Consider the following 22,079-nt stretch of genomic DNA (forward strand, 5'->3'; position numbering starts at 1 on the left):
TCGCCCCTCTCATGGCGCGTCGCTCCGAGTGCGCTTGCGCGTCAGCGCGAGGAGCATCCCGAGCCCGAGCGCGATCGCGAAGACCGAAGACCCGCCGTAGGAAATGAACGGCAGCGTCATCCCCTTCGTCGGGATGAGGTGCAAGGTGGAGCCCATGTTGATGAAGGCCTGCAGCCCGAACTGAAAGGCAAGCCCCGAGCCGGCGATGACGACGAACGGATCGGTCTCGCCCATCAGCCGAATGAGCGCGCGCAGCACGATGAAGGCGAACAGCGCAATGATGAACAGGCAGACCAGCATGCCGAATTCCTCGCCGAGCACGGCGAAGACGAAGTCCGCGTGCGCGTCGGGCAGGACCGACTTCACGCGCCCCTCGCCGGGGCCGCGGCCGAGCAGCCCGCCATGGGCGAAGGCCTCGAGGGCGCGGTCGATCTGATAGGTGTCGCCGGAAGAGGGATCGAGGAAGCGGGCGACCCGGCTCTGCACATGCGGGAACAACAGATACGCCGCAACCGCGACCGTAGAGACCACGCCGCCGAGCAACGCGACCCAGACGATGCGCAGCCCGGCGACGAACCATTGCGCGAGAAAGACGGCGAGCACCACCGCGGCCATGCCGATGTCCGGTTGCAGCTTGAGCGCCACCAGCACGACGCCGAGCAGCAGACAGGCGATCGCCGCCCCCGGGAAACCCCGCGTCTGCAGGCCTTCGGCCAACAGCCAGCCGGTGACGACGGCGAAGCACGGCTTGAGGAATTCCGAGGGTTGCAGGGAAAGCCCGGGCAGCGAGATCCAGCGCCGCGCCCCCTTGATCTCGGGGCCGATGATCGGGGCGGCGAAGGTGAAGGCGAGCGAGACGAGGAAACCGACGACGGCGAGCCGGCGGATGCTGCGTGGGCCGAGCAGGCTGACCGCGAGCATCAACGCGGCGGCAAGCGGAAGGAACAGCATCTGCCGGCGCACGAAGGCGAAGGCATCGAGTCCGATCCGCTCCGCCACCGCCGGGCTTGCCGCGAGCGAACTCAGCATGCCGATGACGATCAAGAGTGCGATCGTCGCCAGCATCCAGCGATCGACGGAGAACCACCATCGGCCGAGGCGCGAGCCGTCGTTGCGCGCGAGCGCCGTCATGCCGAGGCCCTTGCGCGCAACGACGCGACGAGGCGACGGAACGCCTCGCCGCGCGCCTCGAACCCCGAGAATTGGTCAAACGAGGCGCAGGCGGGGGAGAGGAGCACGATTGCCGGGGCGTCCCGCCGCGCCGCGGCGAAGGCCGCCCGCACCGCGTTCTCCAGCGTGCCGCAGACCGTGTGCGGCACACCCGCTGCGGCCAACGTATGCGCGAAGTCTTCTGCCGCCTCGCCGATCAGGTAAGCTCTTGCCACACGCGGGAACAAGGCCGCGAGCGAGGCGATGCCGCCCGCCTTGGCACGCCCGCCGGCGATCCAATGGAAGCGGTCGTAGCACGCCATGGCGCGGGCGGCCGAGTCGGCGTTGGTCGCCTTGCTGTCGTTGATGAACACCACACCGTCGATCTCGGCCACTCGTTCCTGCCGGTGCGGAAGTCCCGCGAAGGTGGCGATGGCGGAGGCGATGTCCTCGCGCGCCACACCGAGTGCCAGGGCAAGGGCGGCTGCAGCGGCGGCATTTTGCGCATTGTGCGGCCCTGGCAAAGCACGATGCCCCATGAGGCTCGCGATGCGCAGCCGCAAGGCGTCGCGATCGTCGATCAGCCGTCCGTTCTCGACATAGACGCCACCCGGAACGGCCCCCTCGCCGCTGATCCGCACGAGCCGTGCCGGACCGCGCGCGAGGTCCTCGGCCATGGCGCGCGACCAGGCGTCATCGACACCGACCACGGCGGTGCAGGCGGCATCCTGGCGGTCGAAGATCCGCCGCTTCGCCGCCGCGTAGCCAGCCATGTCGCCGTGCCGGTCGAGATGATCCGGCGAAAGGTTCAACATCGCTGCGGCATCGAAGCGGATCGCCGCGAGTCGCTCCAAGGCGTAGGACGACATCTCGAGGACGTAGACCCCGTCGTCTCCCAAGATCTTGAGGGCGAGGGCCGGCGTGCCGAAGTTGCCGCCGACCTCCACCGGAGTGCCCGCGCGGGCGAGGATGATTGCGGTGAGCGCCGTCGTCGTGCTCTTGCCGTTGGTGCCCGTGATGCCGACGAAGCGCGCGCGCGAGCCCCTTCCGCGCACCGCGCGCCACAGGAGATCCGCCTCCGCGAGGATGGGCATCCCCGCCGCCAAGGCGCGTGCGGCCACCGGGTGCGGCGCGGGCAGACGGTGCGGGATGCCGGGGGACAGCACGAGGCCGTCGAAGCCCCGGAGTTCGACCGCACCGAGGTCGGCGAGTGGAACGCCGGCTTCCGCCGCGGCGCGCCGCGACGCTTCCGAATCGTCCCAGGCGACGACGTCCGCCCCGTAGGCGAGCAGGGCGCGCGCCACCGGCAGCCCGGACCGGCCGAGGCCCATCACGGCGTAACGCTCGCCGGCGAAGGGGGTGAAGGGCGCGCTCATCTGAGCTTCAGGGTGGAAAGGCCGATGAGGGCCAGGATCATCGAAATGATCCAGAAGCGGATGACGATGGTCGGTTCCGCCCAGCCCTTCTTCTCGAAGTGGTGGTGCAACGGCGCCATGCGGAAGACCCGGCGCCCGGTGAGCTTGTACGAGACGACCTGGACGATGACGGAAACGGTCTCCAGCACGAACAGGCCGCCGATGATGATCAGCACGATCTCGTGCTTGGTCGCGACCGCGATCGCACCGAGCGCCCCGCCCAAGGCGAGGCTTCCCGTGTCGCCCATGAACACCATCGCCGGTGGTGCGTTGAACCACAGGAAGCCCATTCCGGCGCCGATCAGCGCCGAGCAGAAGACGGCGAGCTCGCCCGCTCCCGAGACGAAATGGAGCTGCAGATAGTTGGCGAACACCGCGTTGCCGACGAGGTAGGCGATGAGCGCGAAACACGCGGCGGCGATCATCACCGGCACGATGGCGAGCCCATCGAGACCGTCCGTCAGGTTCACCGCGTTCGACGTCCCCATCATCACGAGCGCGCCGAAGGGGAGGAAGAACCAGCCGAGCTCGATCAGAACGTCCTTGAAGAACGGCACGGCGAGAGCGGATTCGAGCGGCGGGCGGGCGACGATCATGATCCAGAGACTCGCCGCGAGGCCGATTCCGCCCTGCACGGCGAGCTTGACCAGGCCCGACACGCCCTTGGTGTTGCGTTTCGTCACTTTCAGGAAGTCATCGGCGAAACCGAGCAGCCCGTAGCCGAGGGTCACCATCAGCACCGCCCAGACATAGGCGTTGCGCCAATCCGCCCACAGCACGGTGGAGACGACGAGGGCGATCAGGATCAGCACGCCTCCCATGGTCGGCGTGCCGCGTTTGCCCAACAGATGCGCCTCCGTCATGTACTGCTCGCGCATCGGTTGGCCCTGCGCCTGCAGCCGCTTCAGCCGCCGGATGATCGGCCCACCCAGCAGGAAGGAGAGGAAGAGGGCGGTCATGCATGCCCCGCCCGAACGGAAGGTCAGGTAGCGGAACAGGTTGAACAGGATGAACTCGTCGGCGAGCGGGGCGAGCAGATTGAACAGCATCGCTCACCCTCCCGTCCGCGCGAGGGCGTCGACGATGCGGCCCATGCGGCTTCCGAGCGAGCCCTTGACCAGGATCACGTCGCCCGGCTGCAGCGTGCCCTGCAGGAGGGGCAGCAGCGCCTCCGAGTCGGCCGCGTGCGCGCCGCGCATGCGCATGGGCAGCGCCTCGTAGAGGTGCCTCATCAGCGGCCCGCAGCAGAAGACGAGGTCGATTCTCGCCTCGGCCGCGGCCTGGGCGAGCGCGCGGTGCTCGTCCTCCGCCCGCTCGCCGAGTTCCAGCATGTCGCCGAGCACGGCGACACGGCGTGCGGCCAGCGCGTCGGCCAGCACGGCGAAGGCGGCACGCATGGAGGGCGGCGAGGCATTGTAGGAGTCGTCGATCAGGATCGCCTCGCCGTCGCCCAGCCGGATGGCGAGCCGCTGCCCGCGCCCCGGAGCGGGCGGAAGGTCGGCGAGGTCTTCCGCGGCGCGGAACGGATCGGCTCCGGCCGCGAACACGGCGGCGAGCACGGCGAGCGCGTTGTGGGCGGCGTGCCGGCCGGGGGCGGCGAGACGGAACGCAATCTCCTGGCCGAGCAGGCTGGCGCGCGCCCGTCCGCCGAAACCTTCCGCGCGCCAATCGAGCAGGCGGACATCCGCGCGGGGATCGGCGCCGAAAGTCAGGATGCGCGCGATGCCGAGGTGTTGCGCGGCCGAAAGGAGGCGGGCGAAGTGGCGGTTGTCGCGATTCAGCACCACGGCACCGCCCTCGACCACGCCTTGCATGATCGAGGCCTTCTCGTCGGCGATCGCCTCCTCGTGTGGGAAGAACTCGATGTGCACCGCCTCGACGGTGGTGATGATCGCGACATGCGGCGCGGCAAGTCTCGCCAGCGGCGCGATCTCGCCCGGCCGGTTCATGCCGATCTCGACCGCGGCGTAGGGGATGTCGCGCGGCAGGCGGGCGAGGGTGAGGGGGACGCCGATCGCATTGTTGTGGCTCGCCGCCGCGGCGTGGCAGCCGCCCTGGCGGGCGAGCACGTGTCGCAGCGCCTCCTTCGTGCCCGTCTTGCCCACGCTGCCCGTGACCGCGATCAGCGTGGCGCGCGCGCGGCCGCGGCCCGCCCGGCCGAGAGCGGTGAGAGCGGCGAGCGTGTCCTCGACCCGAATGAGGCGCGGGTCGCCCGCGACCTCGGGCGGATCGCGCGAAACGAGAGCCCCCGTCGCTCCCTTGCGCAGCGCATCGGCGACGAAGTCGTGCCCGTCGCGCGTTCCCTTCAGGGCGACGAACAGGTCGCCGCGGGCAAGCGTGCGGGAATCGATCGACACGCCTGAGGCGACGAACGGAGCGCACGCGCGTCCGCCTACCGCGTCCGCAATCTCGGCCGAAGTCCAGAGCGCGCTCATCGCCGCCCGCCCAGCCGTTCCACCGCGTCGCGTGCGATCGCCGCATCGTCGAACGGGATGACGCGGTCGCCGACGATCTGGCCCTGCTCGTGGCCCTTGCCGGCGATCACCGCGACGTCGCCGGGGCCGAGCCCGGCGATCGCCGCCGCGATCGCGGCGGCGCGATCGCCGATCTCCTCCGACTGGGGGCAGCCCGCGCGAACTGCCGCGCGGATCGCCGCCGGGTCTTCGGAGCGCGGGTTGTCGTCGGTGACGATGATGCGATCCGCCGTACAGGCGGCCTCGCCCATCGGCGTGCGCTTGCCGGGATCGCGATCGCCGCCGGCACCGAAGACGAGCGTGAGGCGGCCCGCGCAATGCGGCCTCAGCGCGGCGAGCACGGCGGCGATCGCATCCGGCGTGTGCGCGTAGTCGACGTAGACGGCGGCACCGTTCGCCAGCGTGGCGACCCGCTCGATGCGGCCGCGCACGCCGGCAAGCCGCGGCAGAATCGCAAAGACGCGGGACGGTTCCGACCCCGTGACGATGGCGAGCGCGGCCGCGGTCAGCGCGTTCTCGGCCTGGAAGCCGACCAGTGGCAGGATGAGCTCGAACCGCTCGCCGCGGCAGTGCAGCGCAACGCGCGTGCCCTCGGCGAGGGGGACCAGGGTCTCGACCTCGATCAGCGACCCGCCCCGCCCGACCGTGTGCAGAACGAGGCCGCGCCGGGCGCAGACCTCGCGCAAAGCCGCCGTCGCCTCCGCCGCCAGCGTCGTCGGCGCCACCACCGGCCGTCCCGGCTCGAGCAGCGCCTCGAACAGACGGAGCTTGGCGGCGAGATAGGCCGCCATGGTGCCATGATAGTCGAGATGGTCGCGGGTGAAGGTGGTGAAGGCCGCCGCGGCGAGCCGCACGCCGTCGAGACGGCGCTGATCGAGCCCGTGCGAGGAGGCCTCCATCGCGGCATGCGCGATCCCCGCCCGCGCGAGCGCCGCGAGCGTCTCGTGCAGGCTCGCGGGGTCGGGCGTCGTCAGCGACGCGCCCGGGGCGAAGCCCGGCGCGATCAGTCCGAGCGTGCCGAGCGAGGCGGCCTTGCCGTCATGCAGGGCGGCGAAGATCTGGCGCAGGAAATCGACGGTCGAGGTCTTGCCGTTCGTCCCGGTCACCGCGACCACCGTGGCCGGCTGGGCACCGTGGAACGCCGCGCACATCAGCGCGAAGCGCCGCCGCGGGTCGGGATCGAGGATGAGGGGGCGGGGGGGGACGCCCGGCGGCCAAGCGGTGCCTTCGGGGGCGAGCACGGCGACCGCGCCCTTCGCCACCGCCTCGGCGATGAAGGCGCGGCCGTCGGCCTTCGTCCCCGGCAGGGCAGCGAACAGGTCGCCCGGCCTGATGCGGCGGCTGTCGGCGGTGAGTCCGGTCACCTCGAAGGCGGCCAGTCGCGCGGCCTCCAGCGCGCGGCCTTCCAGCGTGGCGGGGAGTGCCGAGCCGTGCATGAGGTCAGCGAGCCGCATCGGTCGCGGGCGCGCTACCGATCGCCTGGGCGAGCGCGGCCTGGCGAGCGGGCTGAGGGGTCGGGGCCGGCGCGGCGGGGCCGGCGCGCTGCGGTTCGGCCGGCCGCGGGGCGGGGCGGGCGGGGCGCGGCGGCTGCATCGGCATCGCCAGCGCCTCGCGGATCACCGGCGTCTCCGGCTGCGGCAGGTAGCCGAGCAGGGGGCCGATGCGCTCGATCACCTCGCGCGCGGCCGGTGCCGCCACCCACCCACCCGTGGCGAAGCCGTGCGTGTCCCGCCGGGGCTTCGGCTCGTCGATCATCACGTAGACGACGTAGCGGGGGTCGTAGGAGGGGAACATGCCGGTGAAGGAACTGATGCGCGCATTGGCGAGGTAGCGCCCGCCCGGGCCGACCTTCTGCGCGGTGCCCGTCTTGCCGCCGACGAAGTAGCCGGGAACGTCGGCGCCCTTGCCCGACCCGTCCGTCACCGTCAACCGCATCAGGCGCCTGAGCGTGGCCGAGGTCTCCGGCCTGATCACCTGCGGCGTCAGCGGTGGGGGTTCGGTCGGGTCGCGGGCGAGGATGGTGGGACGGACGAGCCTCCCGCCATTGACCATGGCCGCGGCGGACATCGCGACATGCAGCGGGGTGACCGAGATGCCGTGCCCGTAGGAGATGGTCAGGGTGTTGATCTCGCGCCAGTTCGCCCCGTGCGGGAAGAGCGGCATCGCGGTCTCGGGCAGCTCGATCGGCACCCGACGCAGCACGCCCACCCGGTCGAGGAAGGCGCGGTGGCGGGCCACACCGATGTCGAGCGCCATGCGCGCGGTGCCGATGTTGGAGGAGTAGGCGAAGATCTCCGGCACCGTGAGCCAGCGGTTCTTGCCGCGGAAGTCGTTGATGGTGAAGCGGCCGTAGGTGATCGGGCGCGAGGCGTCGTAGCCGCCCCAGATCGGCACCGTGCCCAGATCGAGGGCGGCGGCGGTGGTGAGCAGCTTGAAGGTCGAGCCCGGTTCGTAGACCCCGACGGTGATGCGGTTGAAGCGCTCGGCCTCGCTTGCGGTGGCGACGTCCGCCGGGTCGTAGTCGGGCAGCGAAGCCATCGCCAACACCTCGCCGGAGCTGACGTCGAGCACCACGCCGGCCCCCCCGATCGCGTCGAAGCGCTCGATCGCGCGCGCGAGCGCCTCGCGCAGGACGTGCTGCACGCGCACGTCGATGGAAAGCCGCAGGGGCTCGGCCGGGTTCTCGCGCAGGCGATGGTCGAAGGACTTCTCCACGCCGGCGATGCCGTTGCCGTCGACGTCGGTGCCGCCGAGCACATGCACGGCCGCGCGGCCCTGCGGGTAAACCCGGCGTTCGGCGCGTTGGAAATGCAGCCCCGGCAGACCGAGCGCGATCACCGCCTGCTGTTCGCGCGGACTGAGGTGGCGGCGGATCCAGACGAACTGGCGCTCGCCGGTGAGCCGCGGAGCGAGGGCCGCCGGGTCGAGCCCCGGCAGCACCGTGGCGAGCCGGCGCGCCGTCTCCTCAGGGTCGATGATTTCGCGCGGGTTGGCGTAGAGCCCAGCCGAGGGAAGGCTCATCGCCAGCACCACGCCGTTGCGATCGACGATCGCTGCGCGGTCGACGCGCGGTTCGGCGGCGACGAGCGCGGTCGGCGCGGCCTGAGCGCGGATCTTGCCCGGTTCGGCGGTGGCGGCGTCGATCAGCCGGGCGGCGAGCGCGACGTAGAGCAAGGCGAAAACGCCGGCGCCGAAGGCGAGGCGGGCGCGCGCGACCTCGAGCGGATGTCGCTTCGGCCGGTCGCGACCGAGCGGCACCAGCGGCCGGCCGTGGGAGACGGCGACCGGCGGCAGGGCATGTCGCGGCGCGGCCTTCGCTTCGCTCACCGTGGCGGTCCTGCGACGGGCGGCGGCAGGCTGCCGGCGGGGGTGCCGAGGGCGGAGGCGAGGGCCGGCCTAGGCAGAACCGGGGTCGCCGGCGCAGCGGGTGTCGTGGCCGGCGAGGGCTGCGGCGGCGCGGCGACCGGACCTGCGGGCCCAGTTGCGGGGGAAACGGGCGCGGCAGCCGGCCGAGGGGCGGGGCGCGGCGCCGGGACCTCGGGTGCAGAGAGGGGGCGGGCCTGCGGCAGGGCGGAGGACGGGGCCGGCGTGGCGATACTGCGACGCTCCGCCGCCTGGGGCGGCGGCGCGCTCCGCGGCACGGTGTCGGGGAAGACCGGCGGCAGGGGTAGCGATGCGACGACGGTGGGTGCGAGGGGCGGCTCCGCGGCGGGTGCCGACTGCGCGACGGGTGGGGGCGGCTCGGCGGCGGGCAGGGCGCGGGCGGGCGCGAGCGCGAGACGTGGCACCGCTTCGGAAGCACGGGCCAGCTGATCGGCGCGCAAGGGGCCTAGCGCGAGATGGCGGGTCGCGAGGTCACGCAGCCGCTCCGGCTCATTGAGCAGGGACCATTCCGCTTCCAGAACGTGGATGCGGTCGCGCCGCTCCTGGATCGCGCGGTTGAGGCCCGCGAGCTCCGCCTCGAGCTCGCGAACGTCGTGCTTCACCTTGTAGAGCAGCAGCCCCGCGGCGACGACGAGCGCGGCCCAGAGCAGGAGGCCCGGGCGGATCATGCGGCCTCCGCCAGTTTCTCGGCCGCGCGCAGCCGGGCCGAGCGCGCGCGCGGGTTGGCGGCGATCTCGTCCGCTGCCGGAACCACAGGCTTGGTGGTGAGCAGGCGCAAACGCGGGTGCGCGGGCGAGAGAAGGCCGCGGGGGTCGTGCCGCGAGGGGGAGGGACTGCGTCCGGCGGCGTCGGCGAAGAGACGCTTCACGATGCGATCCTCCAGGGAATGGAACGAAACAGCGACGATTCGTCCACCCGGAGAAAGAAGATCGATGGCGCCGGCAAGCCCGCGCGCGATCTCGTCGAGCTCCTCGTTCACCGCGATCCTGAGCGCCTGAAAGCTGCGCGTGGCGGGGTCGATGCCGTCCGCCGCACGCGGCACGACCGAACGCACGATGTCGGCGAGGCGGGCGGTGGTGGTGATCGGCGCCTCCGCGCGCGTACGCACGATGGCGCGGGCGATGCGCCGCGCGTGCCGTTCCTCGCCGTAATCACGGATCAGGGCGGCGAGCTCCACCTCGTCGAGCGTGTTGACGAGATCGGCCGCGGTGCGCCCGGACCGCCCCATCCGCATGTCGAGCGGGCCTTCCGCGCGGAAGGAGAAGCCGCGCGCGGGGTCGTCGAGCTGGAAGGAGGAGAGACCGAAGTCGAACACCGCGCCGTCGAGGGAAGCGACACCATGCGCGGCGAGAAGATCGACGAGATCGCCGAAACGTCCTTCGATCAAGGTGAGGCGGCCCGGGTAGCGCGCGAGCAGGGCGGCACCGCGCGCGATCGCATCCGGGTCGCGATCGATCGCGAACACGGTGCACTCTGTGGCTTCGAGAATGGCGCGCGTGTAGCCGCCGCCGCCGAAGGTCGCATCGAGATAGATGCCGCCCCGTTTCGGCGCGAGGAAGGAGACCGCCTCCCGCAGCATGACGGGAACGTGCCCGCTCACGCCGTCCCTCCGCCCGGCAGGGTGAGGCCGCGCTCGCGTGCCGCCTGCACCGCACTCCGCGTCATCCGTTCCGCTTCCTCCGGCGTCCAGATCTGAAACAGCCGCCCGAGCCCGACGAAGGCGACCGTCTCGCCGAGCCCCGCATGCGCGATCAGCGCCTCGGGCAGCACGATCCGCCCTTCCGCGTCCGGAATGGCCGAGTGGGCGGAGGCGAAGAGCGCGAAGGCGAGCGCATCGTGGTCGTCGGAAAACGAGTCGAGCGTGTCGAGGCGTGCGGCGAGGCGGCGGAACTCCGGTTCCGGGCGAGCCTCGATGCAGGCCGACTTGTGGTGCGGGCGCAGGATCAACTCGGTGGTCTCGAACCGTGCGAGTGCGGCGCGAAAGGGTGCGGGGACCGAGACCCGGCCCTTGCGGTCCAGCCTGTTCACGTGGGTGCCCAGGAACTGGCCCATCCCTCGTCCGCCGTGCCCGCCCTTCTCTCTCGCGCCCCGCCTTCGGCCGACGCGCGGGCAGCGGGGCGCGGGACGAAGGCGGGCGGCGCTGCCGCCTCATGGTCAGATATGGGATAGCATGGGAAATCCTGGGCAGTCAACGCGAAACCATGGAAAAACCTGGTTCAGCGCGGTTTTTGACGCCGTTCTGCCAATCGTGAAGAAAGGATTGAGGGCAAGCCCCCGGCAGGATTCAGCGCCTGGCCAGGACCGCCGGCAGTATTCGCGTTTTGTTCACGCACGATCGTTACGGGCGCGCGGGTCAGGCGGCCTGTAAGCCGGGTTCTGTCCGGGGTGTCGCCACCCCTGGACGGCCATTCATCTGGGACGCCCGTCGCCGGACGCCTTGCGCGACCAACCCGGGCGGGATGCGCGGGAACGCGCCTGCGGCCGGGGAACCCGCCGCCGCCCGCCCCTATTCGGTCTTGCTCCCGGTGGGGTTTGCCGTGCCGTCCCCGTTGCCGGGGCCGCGGTGCGCTCTTGCCGCACCGTTTCACCCTTGCCGGCGGGCGAGGTTTCCCTCGCGCGTCGGCGGTCTGTTCTCTGTGGCACTGTCCCTGGGGTTGCCCCCGCCGGGTGTTACCCGGCACCGTGTTCCCGTGGAGCCCGGACTTTCCTCACCGCCGGAGCGTTCGCCCCGGCCGGCGCGGCCGTCCGGCCGCCTGACCCGCACGACGAATGTGGGACGTCCGGGTCAGTCGGTTCAAGGGCCTGCGCCACGGCCCTCGGCGAGGGCGGCGACCCGCCCCGCCGCCCAGCGCGTGCGCCCATCCGCCACCCCATCGGTGCGGTGCGGCGCCCAGTGCCGCTGGAAGGCGGTCAGCACCGTGGTCAGCGCCTCGTCCACTGGGCCCTCAGGCGCCACCCGGTAGCCGATCCGCCGCAAGGTGGCGCGCAGCGCCCGTACGCCGTCGCCCGTCTCACCGGGCGTGAGCGGCGGCACCTCATCCACGGCTCTGGGTGCCTCGCCCGGCCACAGCCCGACCCCGGCTGCGGCGAGCCGCGCCCAGGGAAAGAGCTCGCCGGGGTCCCGCTTGCGGTCGGGGGCGATGTCGCTGTGCGCAACGACGTCGATCGGCCGAACCGGGTGCCGGGCGAGGATGTCGCGGCAGAGCGCGATCACGGCGGCGATCTGCGGTTCCGGGAACGGGCGGTAGCCCCAGTCGTGGCCGGGGTTCACGATCTCGATGCCGATCGAGCGGTCGTTCAGCAACACCCGCCCGCGCCAGAAGGAAACGCCGGCATGCCAAGCTCGCCGCTCCTCGGGCACGAGCGCGAACACCCGCCCGTCCTCCTCGACCAGCCAGTGCGACGAGACCTTCGCCGTCGGATCGCGCAGCCGCGCCAGCGCCTCCTCGCCCGTGCGCATGCCCGTGTAGTGCAGGACGAGCACGTCGATCGGCACGCCCGGCGGACGCGCGTCGTGGTTCGGCGAGGGGGTGTCGATGATCGGGATCACCGTCCCCTGGGCACCGCCGTCGCGCGGCTCACAGCCCGCGCTCGCGCTTGATCCGGTTCCAGGCGGCGTTGATTTCCGCCACGCGTCGCGTCGCGTGCTCGACGAAACGCGGGGGAACGTTCCGCGAGGCCAGCGTATCCGGATGGTGCTCGCGCATCAGCTGGCGCCAGGCGGCGCGAATCTCCTCGTCCGACGCGCTTCGGGACACACCGAGCACCTCGTAGGGGTCGGGTTCGTTCGGCGCTGGCCGAGCACCGCCGCCGGAACGCGCCCGCTCGCGTTCGCGTTCGGAAAGCTTCATCCGCCGCGCCACCTCGTCGATGAAGCGACGCTCGGCGTCGTTGATCGGGCCATCCGCCAGCGCGATCTGGTGCAGGGCCGCCACCACGTCCTCGAGCACGGTGCGGTTGTCGGCGAAGGCTTCCGCCAGTTTCTCGGCGAAAGGCTCGAAGCCATGGGGGTTCTCCCGCGCCTGGTCCCACAGCCGCGCGATGTCCTTCGCCGCCTCCGGCGGGAAGCGGAACATCCGCTTGAAGGCGTCGATCTCCGCCCGCTTCACCGGCCCGTCCGCCTTGGCGAGCTTGGCCGCGAGCACGACCATGGCGATCGAGAACACCGTGTCGCGGTTGCCGAGCAGACGCGCGGCGTCGACCAGGCGCAGCGGGTCGGGGCGCAGCAGGGCGTCCATCGGGTTGGGGATGGCCCCGCCGGTGGCCGTGGCACGCTGATCCGCAGCGTGGCCAAGGGCGGCGCCGATCACCGCTCCCATCGGCCCGCCCATCGCGAAGCCGGCCATGCCGCCGAGGACCTTGCCCCAGAACCCCACGTCGTCACCCGTTCCCCGATCCGCCCCTCTAGCACGCGACCGGCGTGCCGTCAGCGCGAGGCGAATTCGTGCCTCGCTCCGGTCACCGATTGATGAACGCCGATGTCGTTCAGGCGCGGGCCTCGCGCGCCTCCGCCCGTGCCGCTTGCCAGACCTCGCGCGCGGCATCGGCGTTGAGCGCCGCGATGCCGAGACCGACGATCACGTCCGGCCAGGCGCTGCGCCAGACGGTGGCGGTGACGATGCCCGCGACGATGATCGCGACATTGGCGATGGCGTCGTTGCGGGCGGAAAGATAGGCGCCGCGGATCAGCGACCCCCCACCCGCGCGGAAGCGGGCGAGCATGAGCGCGCAGGCGACGTTGACCACGAGGGCGCCGGCGCCCGCGAGCGACAGCGGCAAGGCCGCGGGGGCGACGGGGTCGAGGATCTTCCGCCACGCCATCCACAGCGCGGCGATGGTCGGCACCAGGAGCAGCAGGGCGAGAACGTGCCCGACTCGCGCCCTGTTCGCCGCACTCCACCCAACCGCGGCCCAGATCAGCAGGTTGACCGAGGCGTCCTCGAGGAAGTCGATCGAGTCGGCGAGCAGCGCGACCGAGCCGATGAGCAGCGCGACCGTGGCCTCGATGCCGAAATAGCCGAGGTTGAGGGCGGCCACACGGGCGACCGTGCGACGGAAGCCGTCGGGATAGGCGGAAGGAGCGGGCATGGGCGGTTCCTCTGGCCAAGCGGCCCGGCTCGGGCATGATGCCGGCTCTGTCCCGAAACGTCAGCGAGCGAAGCCGTGAGCTGCCATGCCCCTGTCGTGACCCTGGCCCGCCCCGACTGCCCGGATGGTGCCGCCGCCCGTCGCGCCGCGCGCGAAGGCTATGCCGGCCACACCGCAGGCCTCGCCCCGGGCTTCGTGCAGGGCAACCTCGTCGTGCTGCCGGCGGCGGACGCGGCCGACTTCCTCCGCTTCTGTGTGGCCAATCCCAAGCCCTGCCCGCTGCTCGCCGTCTCCGAACCGGGCGACCCGCACCTTCCCGCCCTGGGCGCCGATCTCGACCTGCGCACCGACCTGCCGCGCTATCGCGTCTGGCGGGCGGGCGAACTCGTCGCGGAGCCGACCGACATCCTGGCGCACTGGCGCACCGACCTCGTCGCCTTCGTGCTCGGCTGCTCCTTCTCCTTCGAGGAGGCGCTGATCGCCGACGGAATCCCCCTCAAGCACCTCGCGATGGGGCGCAACGTGGCGATGTGGCGCACGAGCATTCCCTGCACACCGGCGGGCCGGTTCGCGGGGCCCCTCGTCGTCTCCATGCGCCCGTTCCGCCCGGCGGACGCGATCCGCGCCATCGCCATCACGTCCCGGTTTCCCGCCGTGCACGGGGCCCCCGTGCACATCGGCCACCCGCACCTGATCGGCATCGAGGATCTCTCCGCGCCGCACTACGGCGAGCCGGTGCCGGTCGAGGACGACGAGCTGCCGCTGTTCTGGGCCTGCGGTGTCACCCCGCAGGCGGTGATCGTCGCCGCGCGCGTGCCCTTCGCCATCACCCACGCGCCCGGCTGCATGCTGGTGACCGATCTGCGCAACAGCCGTCTCGCCGCGCTCTGAGCGGCGTTCACCCCCTCGCTCGCCCTTCTCCCCGGACGCATCGCATGGCCTGGCAGTTCTGGATCGACCGCGGCGGCACCTTCACGGACATCGTCGCCCGCCACCCCGACGGCACCCTCACCACGCACAAGCTCCTCTCGGAGAACCCCGAGCGCTACCGCGACGCGGCGGTGGCCGGGATCCGCGCCGTGCTGGGGCTTCCTTCCGACGCGCCGATCCCGCGGGGGCTGATCGCGGCGGTGAAGATGGGCACCACGGTGGCCACCAATGCGCTGCTCGAACGCAAGGGCGAGCGTGTCCTGTTGCTGGTGAACCGCGGCTTTGCCGACCAGTTGCGCATCGGCTACCAGGCCCGCCCCCGCCTGTTCGATCTCGAGATCAAGCTGCCCGAACTCCTCTACGAGCGCGTGGTGGAGGTCCCGGGCCGCGTGACGGTGGAGGGCGAGGAGATCGAACCCCTCGGCGAGGAGGAGGCGCGCGCCGCCCTGCGCGCCGCCTTTGCCGACGGCATCCGCGCCGTCGCCATCGTGCTGATGCACGCCTGGAAGTTCCCCGACCACGAACGCCGCCTCGCCGCGATCGCGCTCGAGGAGGGGTTCACCCAGGTCTCGGCCAGCCACGCAGTCAGCCCGCTCATCAAGTGGGTCGGTCGCGGCGACACCACGGTGGTCGATGCCTATCTCTCGCCGATCCTCCGCCGCTACGTCCGCCAGGTGGAGGAGGAACTCGGCGACACGCCCCTCTACTTCATGCAGTCGAACGGGGGGTTGGCGCGCGCGGACGCCTTCCAGGGCAAGGACGCCATCCTCTCCGGCCCCGCCGGCGGCATCGTCGGCGCGGCGCGCACCGCCGCCATGGCGGGCTTCGCGCGCATCATCGGCTTCGACATGGGCGGCACCTCGACCGACGTCGCCCTCTACGACGGCGAGTTCGAGCGCACCTACGAGACGGTGGTGGCGGGGGTGCGCATCCGTGCGCCGATGATGGCGATCAACACCGTGGCGGCGGGCGGCGGGTCGATCCTGCATTTCGACGGCGCGCGCTACCGGGTGGGGCCGGACAGTGCGGGCGCCAACCCGGGTCCCGCGTCCTATCGCCGCGGCGGTCCGCTCACCGTGACGGATGCGAACGTGTGTCTCGGCAAGATCCAGCCGGCCCATTTCCCGGCGATCTTCGGCCCCTCCGGCGACCGCCCGCTCGATGCCGCCACCGTGCGCGAGGCCTTCCTGGCACTCGCCGCCCGCATCGCGCGCGCCACCGCCACACCGCTCAAGGACCCGCGCGAGGTGGCGGAAGGGTTCCTGAAGATCGCGGTCGCCAATATGGCGAACGCGATCAAGGAGGTGTCGATCCGCAAGGGGCGCGATCCGGCGCGCTTCGTGCTCGTCTGCTTCGGCGGCGCGGGCGGCCAGCATGCCTGCCTGGTGGCGGACGAGCTCGGCATGGACACGGTATTCATCCACCCCTTCGCCGGCGTGCTGTCGGCCTACGGGATGGGGCTTGCCGACCAGAGCGTGATCCGCGAGGGGGCAGTGGAGATGCGGCTCGCGCCCGAAACGATCCCCGCGCTCGAGGCGCGGCTTGGCTCCCTCGCCGAGGAGGCGACCGCGGCCCTGATCGCGCAGGGGGCCGAACGCGACGCCATCCGGCTCGTGCGAACCGCGCACATCCGCTACGAGGGCACCGACACGCCGCTGCCCGTTCCCTTCGCCGACCACGAGGCGATGGTCGAGGCCTTCACCGCGGCGCATCGCGCGCGCTTCGGCTTCGCCACCCCGGATCGCGCGCTGATCGTGGAGGCGGTGGCGGTGGAAGCCATCCAGCCCGGCGAGCCCGTGCGCGAGGCGGCCCATGCGCGCCGCACGGAGGGTGCGCCAGCCCCCATCGATCGCGTCGAGATGTTCACGGGCGGCACGGCGCACGACACGCCCGTGTTCGACCGCGACACCTTGCTCGCCGGCGACGTGATCGACGGCCCGGCGCTGATCCGTGAGGCCAACGCCACCACGGTGGTGGAGCCCGGCTGGCGCGCCACCGTGACGGAGGCGAACCATCTGATCCTCCGCCGCATCGCCGCCCGCCCCGCGCGCATTGCCATCGGCACCGACCGCGAGGGCGAAGGGGCAGACCCGGTGATGCTCGAACTCTTCAACAACCTGTTCATGTCGATCGCCGAGCAGACCGGGGCGGTGCTGCAGAACACCGCGCAGTCGGTGAACATCAAGGAGCGGCTCGACTTCTCCTGCGCCCTGTTCGACGGCGAGGGGCGGCTCGTTGCCAATGCGCCGCACATTCCGGTGCACCTGGGCGCGATGGGCGAGTCCGTGCGCACGGTGATCCGCTCGCGCGGCAAGACCTTGCGCCCCGGCGACGTGGTGGCGCTGAACAACCCGTACAACGGCGGCACGCATCTGCCCGACGTCACCGTCATCACCCCCGTGTTCGACGACGCGGGGCGAGAGATCCTGTTCTTCGTCGGCTCGCGCGGCCATCACGCCGACATCGGCGGCATCACCCCGGGCTCGATGCCGCCGGCTTCGCGCACGCTGGAGGAGGAGGGCGTGCTCATCGACGACTTCCTGCTCGTCGAAGGCGGCCGCTTCCGCGAGGCGGAGTTCCGCGCCCTCCTCGCCGCAGCGCGCTATCCCGCGCGCAACCCGGACATGAACGTGGCCGACATCCGCGCCCAGATCGCCGCCAACGAGAAGGGGGTGATCGAACTCAAACGCGCCATCGCCACCTTCGGGCTTGCCACGGTGCGGCGTTACATGCGGCACGTGATGGAGAACGCGGAGGAATCCGTCCGGCGCGTGATCGATCGCATCGGCGACGGTTCGTTCGACTACCGGATGGATAACGGCGACCTCTTGCGTGTGGCCGTGCGGGTGGATCGGACCGCCCGCCGGGCGGTGGTCGATTTCACTGGCACTGCCCCCCAGAGGGCGGACAACTTCAACGCACCTCCCGCCGTCACCCGCGCCGCCGTGCTGTATTGCTTCCGCTGCCTCGTCGGCGAGGACATCCCGCTGAACGACGGCTGCCTCGCGCCGATCGACATCGTGCTGCCCGAGGGATCCTTCCTCGCGCCGAAGGCCCCGGCGGCGGTGGTCGCCGGCAACGTCGAGGTGAGCCAGGCGGTGACCAACGCCCTGTTCGGCGCGCTCGGCGCCATCGCCTGTTCGGCGGCGACGATGAACAACGTCACCTTCGGCGATGGGCGGTTCCAGTACTACGAGACGATCTGCGGCGGCTCCGGCGCGGGTCCGGGGTTCCACGGCACCTCGGCGGTGCAGACGCACATGACCAACACGCGCATGACCGACCCCGAGATCCTCGAGCTGCGCTACCCCGTGCTGCTCGAGACCTTCGCCATCCGCTGCGGCTCGGGCGGGGCGGGGCGTTGGCGCGGCGGGGACGGGGCGATCCGGCGCATCCGCTTCCGCGCGCCGATGCAGGCGGCGATCCTCGCCTCCTGCCGCACCGTCCCCCCGTTTGGCCTTGCCGGCGGGGCGGACGGCGCGCCCGGCCGGCAGTGGGTCGAGCGGGCGGATGGCCGCATCGAGCCTCTCTCAGGCACCGACTCGCGCGACCTCTTCCCGGGCGACGTGTTCGTGATCGAAACCCCCGGCGGAGGAGGTTACGGCGCCCCCGCCTGACGCGGGCTTCGCTTGTTCCGCCGGGGGCTCTCTGGCAATCCCGCCGCCGTGGGCTCCGTTCTGCGCTCGCTTGCCTGGCTTCTCGCCTTTGTCGCCGCCTTCGGCGTGCTCGCGGCTTGGCTGCTGCCGCGGCACGTCGATTGGTCCGACTATCGCGCCGAGGTGGAGAGGGTCGGGTCGGCCCGGCTGGGACGGGAGGTTCGGATCGACGGCGCCTTCGCCCTCGAGCTCCTGCCGCAGCCGCGGCTGACGGCGCGCGGCGTCAGCATCGGTGACGCGGGGGATGGGTTTTCGGGCTCGGCAGAGGAGCTTCGGCTGGGGCTCGCCTTGGCGCCGCTGCTGCGCGGCGAGGTCGTGGTCACGGATCTGACCCTGGTTGCGCCGCGGCTCCGCGTGGCCGCCCTCACCGCGCCGCTGTGGGAGGTCGTCGGCCGGCCGGCGATCGTTCTCGCCGGCGCCGAGGTGCGGCTCGAGCGCGGCGAGGTCGAGGTCGGCGGCGCGCGCTTGGGCGGGGTGTTCGCGCGCCTCTCGGCCGAGGGCGTGGTCGGTGCCTACACCGCCCAGGGGCGGTTCGAGGTCGCCGGCGAGCCGGCGGAGTTTTCCGTCGCCCTCGGTCAGGGCGGTTACGAAGGGGCGGCCCCGCTCGAACTCAGGCTCGCCTGGCGAGGGGCGGCCATGCGCGCCTCCGGCATCTCCTGGTACGGCGGCTTCGCCTTCGCGGGCTCGGTCCAGGTCGAAGGGACCGACTTTTCGGCGCTCCTGCCGGGCCCCGCCCTGCCGTTCCGCGCCGAAGCGAGGCTTTCCATCGAAGGGGCGGCGGCGACGGCCGATCAGCTCCAGCTGGAGATCGGCGGCAGCCGCTTCGCCGGTGCGCTCTCCTTGCGCCTCGACACCGCGCCGCGGGCCGATCTCGCGCTCGCCGCCGTCCGTCTTGATCTCGACCCTTGGGTGGCGCCGGCGCCGCGGCTGATCGCCGCACCGCCCTTTCCGATCGGGCTCGACCTCTCCGTCGAGGCGGCGTCCTTGCGCGGGGGCTTGCTGCGGTCGCTGCGGGTCGCAGCCCAGATCGAGGCCGACCAGATCGCGATCAACGAGGCCGCCGCGTTCCTGCCTGGTGGGGCGATCCTGGCGATCGGCGGCAGCGTCTCGCGCTCGGCGGATGGGCCCCGCTTCGACGGGCTCGTCGAACTCGACGCGCCCGACCTGCCCGCACTTCTCTCTTGGCTCGGCTTCTCCCCGCCGGCCGGCTCGGTGCTCCGTCAGGCGGTGTTGTCGGGCGGCGTGGTCGCTTCGGCGACCGCGATCCGGCTGGACGCGGGCGAGCGGACGGCGATCGACGGCACCCCGCTCACCGGTACGCTCGTGCTGGAAGGCCGCGATCCACCGTCGGTCTCGGCCGCGCTGCGCACCACCCACCTCGATCCCCTCCCCTGGCTGGAGCTCGCGCGTGGCGATCCGCGCGCGGCGTTCGCCCTGCCGGTCGCGGGCGCCCTGCGTCTCGAGGTGGGGGCGATGCCGATCGGCGATTTCGTCGCCCGCGACGTCGTCCTCGAAGCCTCCCGTCCGCCCGGCGGCGGCGAGGGCGTGATCCGCTTGGCGATCGCCGACATCGCCGGCGGTCGCCTGTCGCTGTCGGCGGTGGGGACGCTCGCGCCGGAGGCGCGGCTCGGCGCCTTCGATGTCGCCTTCGAGGGCGGCGATGTCGCCGGGCTGGTGCCCCTGTTGCCGTGGCATGTGGTGGAAGCCGTCCGTCCGCTCTGGCAGGGCGGCTACACGCTGCGGGTTGCGGGGCGGCCGGAGGGGGCGGGGCTGGTCGTGACCTCGGCGATCGAGGCCCTCGACGCCCGCTTCGAGGCGGCGGGCCGGGCGTCCGCCGATCTCGCGCGCTTCGAGGGCAGGCTTGCCCTGCGCCACCCCGGGGCGTCGCGCCTGCTCGCCGCCCTCGGTTTGCCGGAGACGGAAACCTGGCTCGGGCAAGGCTCGCTCGCGGTGATCGCGGATCTTGCGCGCGACGGTGAGCGGCTCGCCCTGCGCACGGTGGAGGTCGGCATCGGCGAGATGCGTGGGCGCCTCTCAGGCGAGCTCGTGCTCGGTGCCGCCGGCCGTCGCGCCGCCCTCTCCGTCGAGGCGGAGAGCCTTCGCCTGCCCGGGTTCGATCCGCGCTCCAGCGCACCGTTGCCGCCCGATCCGTTCGCTGGCTGGACGGCGGCGATCCTGCTGCGGGCACGCGAGGTGCACGCGGCCGGCGAGAGGTTGCTCGAGTCGGCGGAGGGTGCTCTCGAAGTGGCGGACGGCGCGCTGACGCTGTCGCGCCTCGTCGCCGCCCGCGGCGATGGAACGATTTCGCTGCGCGGCCGCTACGACCCGCCCCAGGGTCGGCTCGAGCTGGAGGCCGAGGCCGACCGGCTGCCCTTCGATGGACCGCTCTTCGGCCTTGCCATCGACGTCGCAGGCGGCCGCCTGAGCGGCCTGGCGCGGCTTTCGGCCGCTGGACGAAGTGCGGTCTCCTTGCTGGGCGCGGTGGAGGGTGAGGCAGCGGTCACGGTGGCGGAGGGGACCCTGATCGGGATCGATCTCGGCCGCGTGACGAGGGCGTTGGCCGGGGTCGAGCCGCCCGACCGTGCGCTCGATGAGGTGCGCGCGGGCCTCGCCGGCGGGACAACGCCCCTCTCGCGGGCGGAAAGCGCATTGCGCGTCGTGGCGGGAACGGTGTTGCTCGAGCGGGTGGAGATCGCTTCCGAGGAAGGGGCGATCTCGCTCGCGGGTGAAATCGATGTGCGCACGCGCTCGCTCGACCTCTCGGCCCGAATCGTCCCCGCTGCGGTCGGACCGCCACCCCGCTTGGGGCTGAGGCTGACGGGGGCCTGGGAGAGGCCGGCGCGTGTGCCGGAACTGGCCGAGGTCGCCCGCTTCCTCGCCGAACGGGCTCAGCGTCGCTGAGCTTCGGCAAGCGCGAACAGCCGCAGCGCGGAGGCGAGCGGCAGGGCGGGGTCGGAGCGGGCGGCATCGATCTCGGCGACCAGTGCGGCGAGCGGCAGGCGGCGGCGCCGCGCCGCCTCGTCCAGCACCGCCCAGAAGGCGGGTTCGAGGGCGACCGAGGTGCGATGGCCGGCGAGGCTGAGCGAGCGCTTCTCCAGGTGGCGCGGGCGCGTCACGCGTAGGTGGCGATCTCGATCAGGTTGCCGTCCGGATCGCGGCAGTAGACCGAAGTGATGGGGCCGAGCGCCCCGTCGCGCTTCACGGGACCGAGTTCGATGGCCACACCGAGATCGTGCAGGTGCGCGATCACCTCCTCGATCGTCACCGTGACGACGAAGCAGAGGTCCTGCGTGCCCGGGGCCGCGTTGACGCCGGTCCACCATTCCTGCTGGGTGGAATCGGCCGGCCGGAGATTGATCTTCTGCCCGCCGAAGAAGAGGGCAGTGCGCAGGTGCGGCCCGTAGGTCTCCACCTCCATGCCCAGCACGCGAGCATACCAGGCGGCGGCGATCTCGACGTCGCGCACGGTGACGACGAGGTGATCCAGGCGGTCGACGGCGAAGCGCATCAGGCGGAGCGAGTCAGGCGGGCGGTGACTTCGATCTCGATCCGCATCGCGTCTTCCTGCAGGGCGGCGTGGATGAGGGTGGAGGTGGGGCGGGCGCGGCCCAAGTGGCGCCTGATCACCGGCCAGCAGGGCGGCCAGTCCTCCCGCCGCGGCACGATGAACAGGGCGCGCACCACGTCATCCAGCGTGCAGCCGGCTTCCGCCAGCGCGGCGGCGATGTTGCGGAAGGCCTGCTCCGCCTGGGCGGCGACGTCGTCGGCGATGGTCATGGTCGCGTAGTCGTAGCCGGTGGTGCCGGAGACCCAGACGTAGTCGCCGTCGACCACCGCGCGGGAGTAGCCGATCTCGGCCTCGAAGCGGGAGCCGGAGGAGATGTGGCGGCGGGTCACGGCCATCGATCAGCCTTCCGATCCAACAAGCGTGCGTTCGACCACCGTACCGCTTTCCCTTGGGCCCTGACACAGCCAGAGACGCT

18 protein-coding genes and 1 other RNA gene are annotated in these 22,079 nt (G+C 72.1%); 3 read left to right on the forward strand and 16 right to left on the reverse strand.

What is annotated here, in order from left to right:
- Window positions 1–9: 9 nt before the first annotated feature.
- From DWB05_RS07870 to DWB05_RS07930, 13 genes are all read right to left on the reverse strand, one after another.
- A complete protein-coding gene (locus DWB05_RS07870) occupies window positions 10–1,131 on the reverse strand; it encodes an FtsW/RodA/SpoVE family cell cycle protein (RefSeq protein ID WP_114376677.1) in 1,122 nt (373 codons plus the stop codon).
- The gene (gene murD / locus DWB05_RS07875) at window positions 1,128–2,525 is read right to left on the reverse strand and encodes a UDP-N-acetylmuramoyl-L-alanine--D-glutamate ligase (protein WP_114376678.1); all 1,398 of its coding nucleotides are present in this window, start codon (window positions 2,523–2,525) and stop codon (window positions 1,128–1,130) included. Before murD ends, DWB05_RS07870 begins: the two co-directional genes overlap by 4 nt.
- Window positions 2,522–3,613 carry a phospho-N-acetylmuramoyl-pentapeptide-transferase gene (mraY, locus tag DWB05_RS07880; protein ID WP_114376679.1) on the reverse strand — a complete coding sequence of 364 codons (1,092 nt, stop codon included), beginning with the start codon at window positions 3,611–3,613 and terminating at the stop codon, window positions 2,522–2,524. The genes murD and mraY overlap by 4 nt, the downstream gene beginning before the upstream one ends.
- 3 nt (window positions 3,614–3,616) lie before the next feature.
- Complete coding sequence (locus DWB05_RS07885) at window positions 3,617–4,999, reverse strand: UDP-N-acetylmuramoylalanyl-D-glutamyl-2,6-diaminopimelate--D-alanyl-D-alanine ligase (protein WP_114376680.1); 1,383 nt, start codon at window positions 4,997–4,999, stop codon at window positions 3,617–3,619.
- On the reverse strand, window positions 4,996–6,492 hold the full coding sequence (locus DWB05_RS07890) for a UDP-N-acetylmuramoyl-L-alanyl-D-glutamate--2,6-diaminopimelate ligase (RefSeq protein WP_114376681.1): 1,497 nt from the start codon (window positions 6,490–6,492) through the stop codon (window positions 4,996–4,998). Before DWB05_RS07890 ends, DWB05_RS07885 begins: the two co-directional genes overlap by 4 nt.
- A complete protein-coding gene (locus DWB05_RS07895; RefSeq protein WP_114376682.1) occupies window positions 6,479–8,365 on the reverse strand; it encodes a peptidoglycan D,D-transpeptidase FtsI family protein in 1,887 nt (628 codons plus the stop codon). The genes DWB05_RS07890 and DWB05_RS07895 overlap by 14 nt, the downstream gene beginning before the upstream one ends.
- Complete coding sequence (gene ftsL, locus DWB05_RS07900) at window positions 8,362–9,090, reverse strand: cell division protein FtsL (protein WP_114376683.1); 729 nt, start codon at window positions 9,088–9,090, stop codon at window positions 8,362–8,364. The genes DWB05_RS07895 and ftsL overlap by 4 nt, the downstream gene beginning before the upstream one ends.
- A complete protein-coding gene (rsmH, locus tag DWB05_RS07905) occupies window positions 9,087–10,022 on the reverse strand; it encodes a 16S rRNA (cytosine(1402)-N(4))-methyltransferase RsmH (RefSeq protein WP_269815563.1) in 936 nt (311 codons plus the stop codon). The genes ftsL and rsmH overlap by 4 nt, the downstream gene beginning before the upstream one ends.
- A complete protein-coding gene (locus DWB05_RS07910; RefSeq protein WP_114376685.1) occupies window positions 10,019–10,474 on the reverse strand; it encodes a division/cell wall cluster transcriptional repressor MraZ in 456 nt (151 codons plus the stop codon). Before DWB05_RS07910 ends, rsmH begins: the two co-directional genes overlap by 4 nt.
- A gap of 297 nt (window positions 10,475–10,771) precedes the next feature.
- Window positions 10,772–11,179, reverse strand: an RNA gene (gene rnpB / locus DWB05_RS07915) — RNase P RNA component class A.
- A 37-nt stretch (window positions 11,180–11,216) separates the two neighbouring features.
- Complete coding sequence (locus tag DWB05_RS07920; protein WP_114376686.1) at window positions 11,217–11,972, reverse strand: N-acetylmuramoyl-L-alanine amidase; 756 nt, start codon at window positions 11,970–11,972, stop codon at window positions 11,217–11,219.
- Window positions 11,973–12,000: 28 nt separating this feature from the next.
- Window positions 12,001–12,768, reverse strand: a complete 768-nt coding sequence (locus tag DWB05_RS15215) for a TerB family tellurite resistance protein (protein WP_332871715.1) — start codon at window positions 12,766–12,768, stop codon at window positions 12,001–12,003.
- A gap of 139 nt (window positions 12,769–12,907) precedes the next feature.
- On the reverse strand, window positions 12,908–13,510 hold the full coding sequence (locus DWB05_RS07930; protein ID WP_114376688.1) for a cation efflux transmembrane domain-containing protein: 603 nt from the start codon (window positions 13,508–13,510) through the stop codon (window positions 12,908–12,910).
- A gap of 96 nt (window positions 13,511–13,606) precedes the next feature.
- Between DWB05_RS07930 and DWB05_RS07935 the strand changes: the two genes are divergently transcribed.
- From DWB05_RS07935 to DWB05_RS07945, 3 genes are read left to right on the forward strand one after another with little or no spacing between them, the layout of a single operon-like run.
- The gene (locus tag DWB05_RS07935; protein WP_198669105.1) at window positions 13,607–14,401 is read left to right on the forward strand and encodes a putative hydro-lyase; all 795 of its coding nucleotides are present in this window, start codon (window positions 13,607–13,609) and stop codon (window positions 14,399–14,401) included.
- Between the two features lie 44 nt (window positions 14,402–14,445).
- Window positions 14,446–18,057 carry a hydantoinase B/oxoprolinase family protein gene (locus DWB05_RS07940; protein WP_114376690.1) on the forward strand — a complete coding sequence of 1,204 codons (3,612 nt, stop codon included), beginning with the start codon at window positions 14,446–14,448 and terminating at the stop codon, window positions 18,055–18,057.
- A 48-nt stretch (window positions 18,058–18,105) separates the two neighbouring features.
- A complete protein-coding gene (locus DWB05_RS07945) occupies window positions 18,106–20,997 on the forward strand; it encodes an AsmA family protein (protein WP_198669106.1) in 2,892 nt (963 codons plus the stop codon).
- Here the strand turns inward: DWB05_RS07945 and DWB05_RS07950 are convergent.
- From DWB05_RS07950 to DWB05_RS07960, 3 genes are read right to left on the reverse strand one after another with little or no spacing between them, the layout of a single operon-like run.
- The gene (locus tag DWB05_RS07950; protein WP_114376692.1) at window positions 20,985–21,212 is read right to left on the reverse strand and encodes a ribbon-helix-helix domain-containing protein; all 228 of its coding nucleotides are present in this window, start codon (window positions 21,210–21,212) and stop codon (window positions 20,985–20,987) included. The two genes, DWB05_RS07945 and DWB05_RS07950, sit on opposite strands and share 13 nt — an antisense overlap.
- On the reverse strand, window positions 21,209–21,604 hold the full coding sequence (locus tag DWB05_RS07955; RefSeq protein ID WP_114376693.1) for a VOC family protein: 396 nt from the start codon (window positions 21,602–21,604) through the stop codon (window positions 21,209–21,211). Before DWB05_RS07955 ends, DWB05_RS07950 begins: the two co-directional genes overlap by 4 nt.
- Window positions 21,604–21,999 (reverse strand): RidA family protein, encoded by a 396-nt coding sequence (locus DWB05_RS07960; RefSeq protein ID WP_114376694.1) that lies wholly within the window; start codon window positions 21,997–21,999, stop codon window positions 21,604–21,606. Before DWB05_RS07960 ends, DWB05_RS07955 begins: the two co-directional genes overlap by 1 nt.
- Window positions 22,000–22,079: the final 80 nt, after the last annotated feature.

This window comes from Elioraea thermophila (ex Habib et al. 2022), from assembly GCF_003336755.1.
In the GTDB taxonomy this organism is placed as follows: Bacteria; Pseudomonadota; Alphaproteobacteria; order Acetobacterales; family Acetobacteraceae; genus Elioraea; species Elioraea thermophila.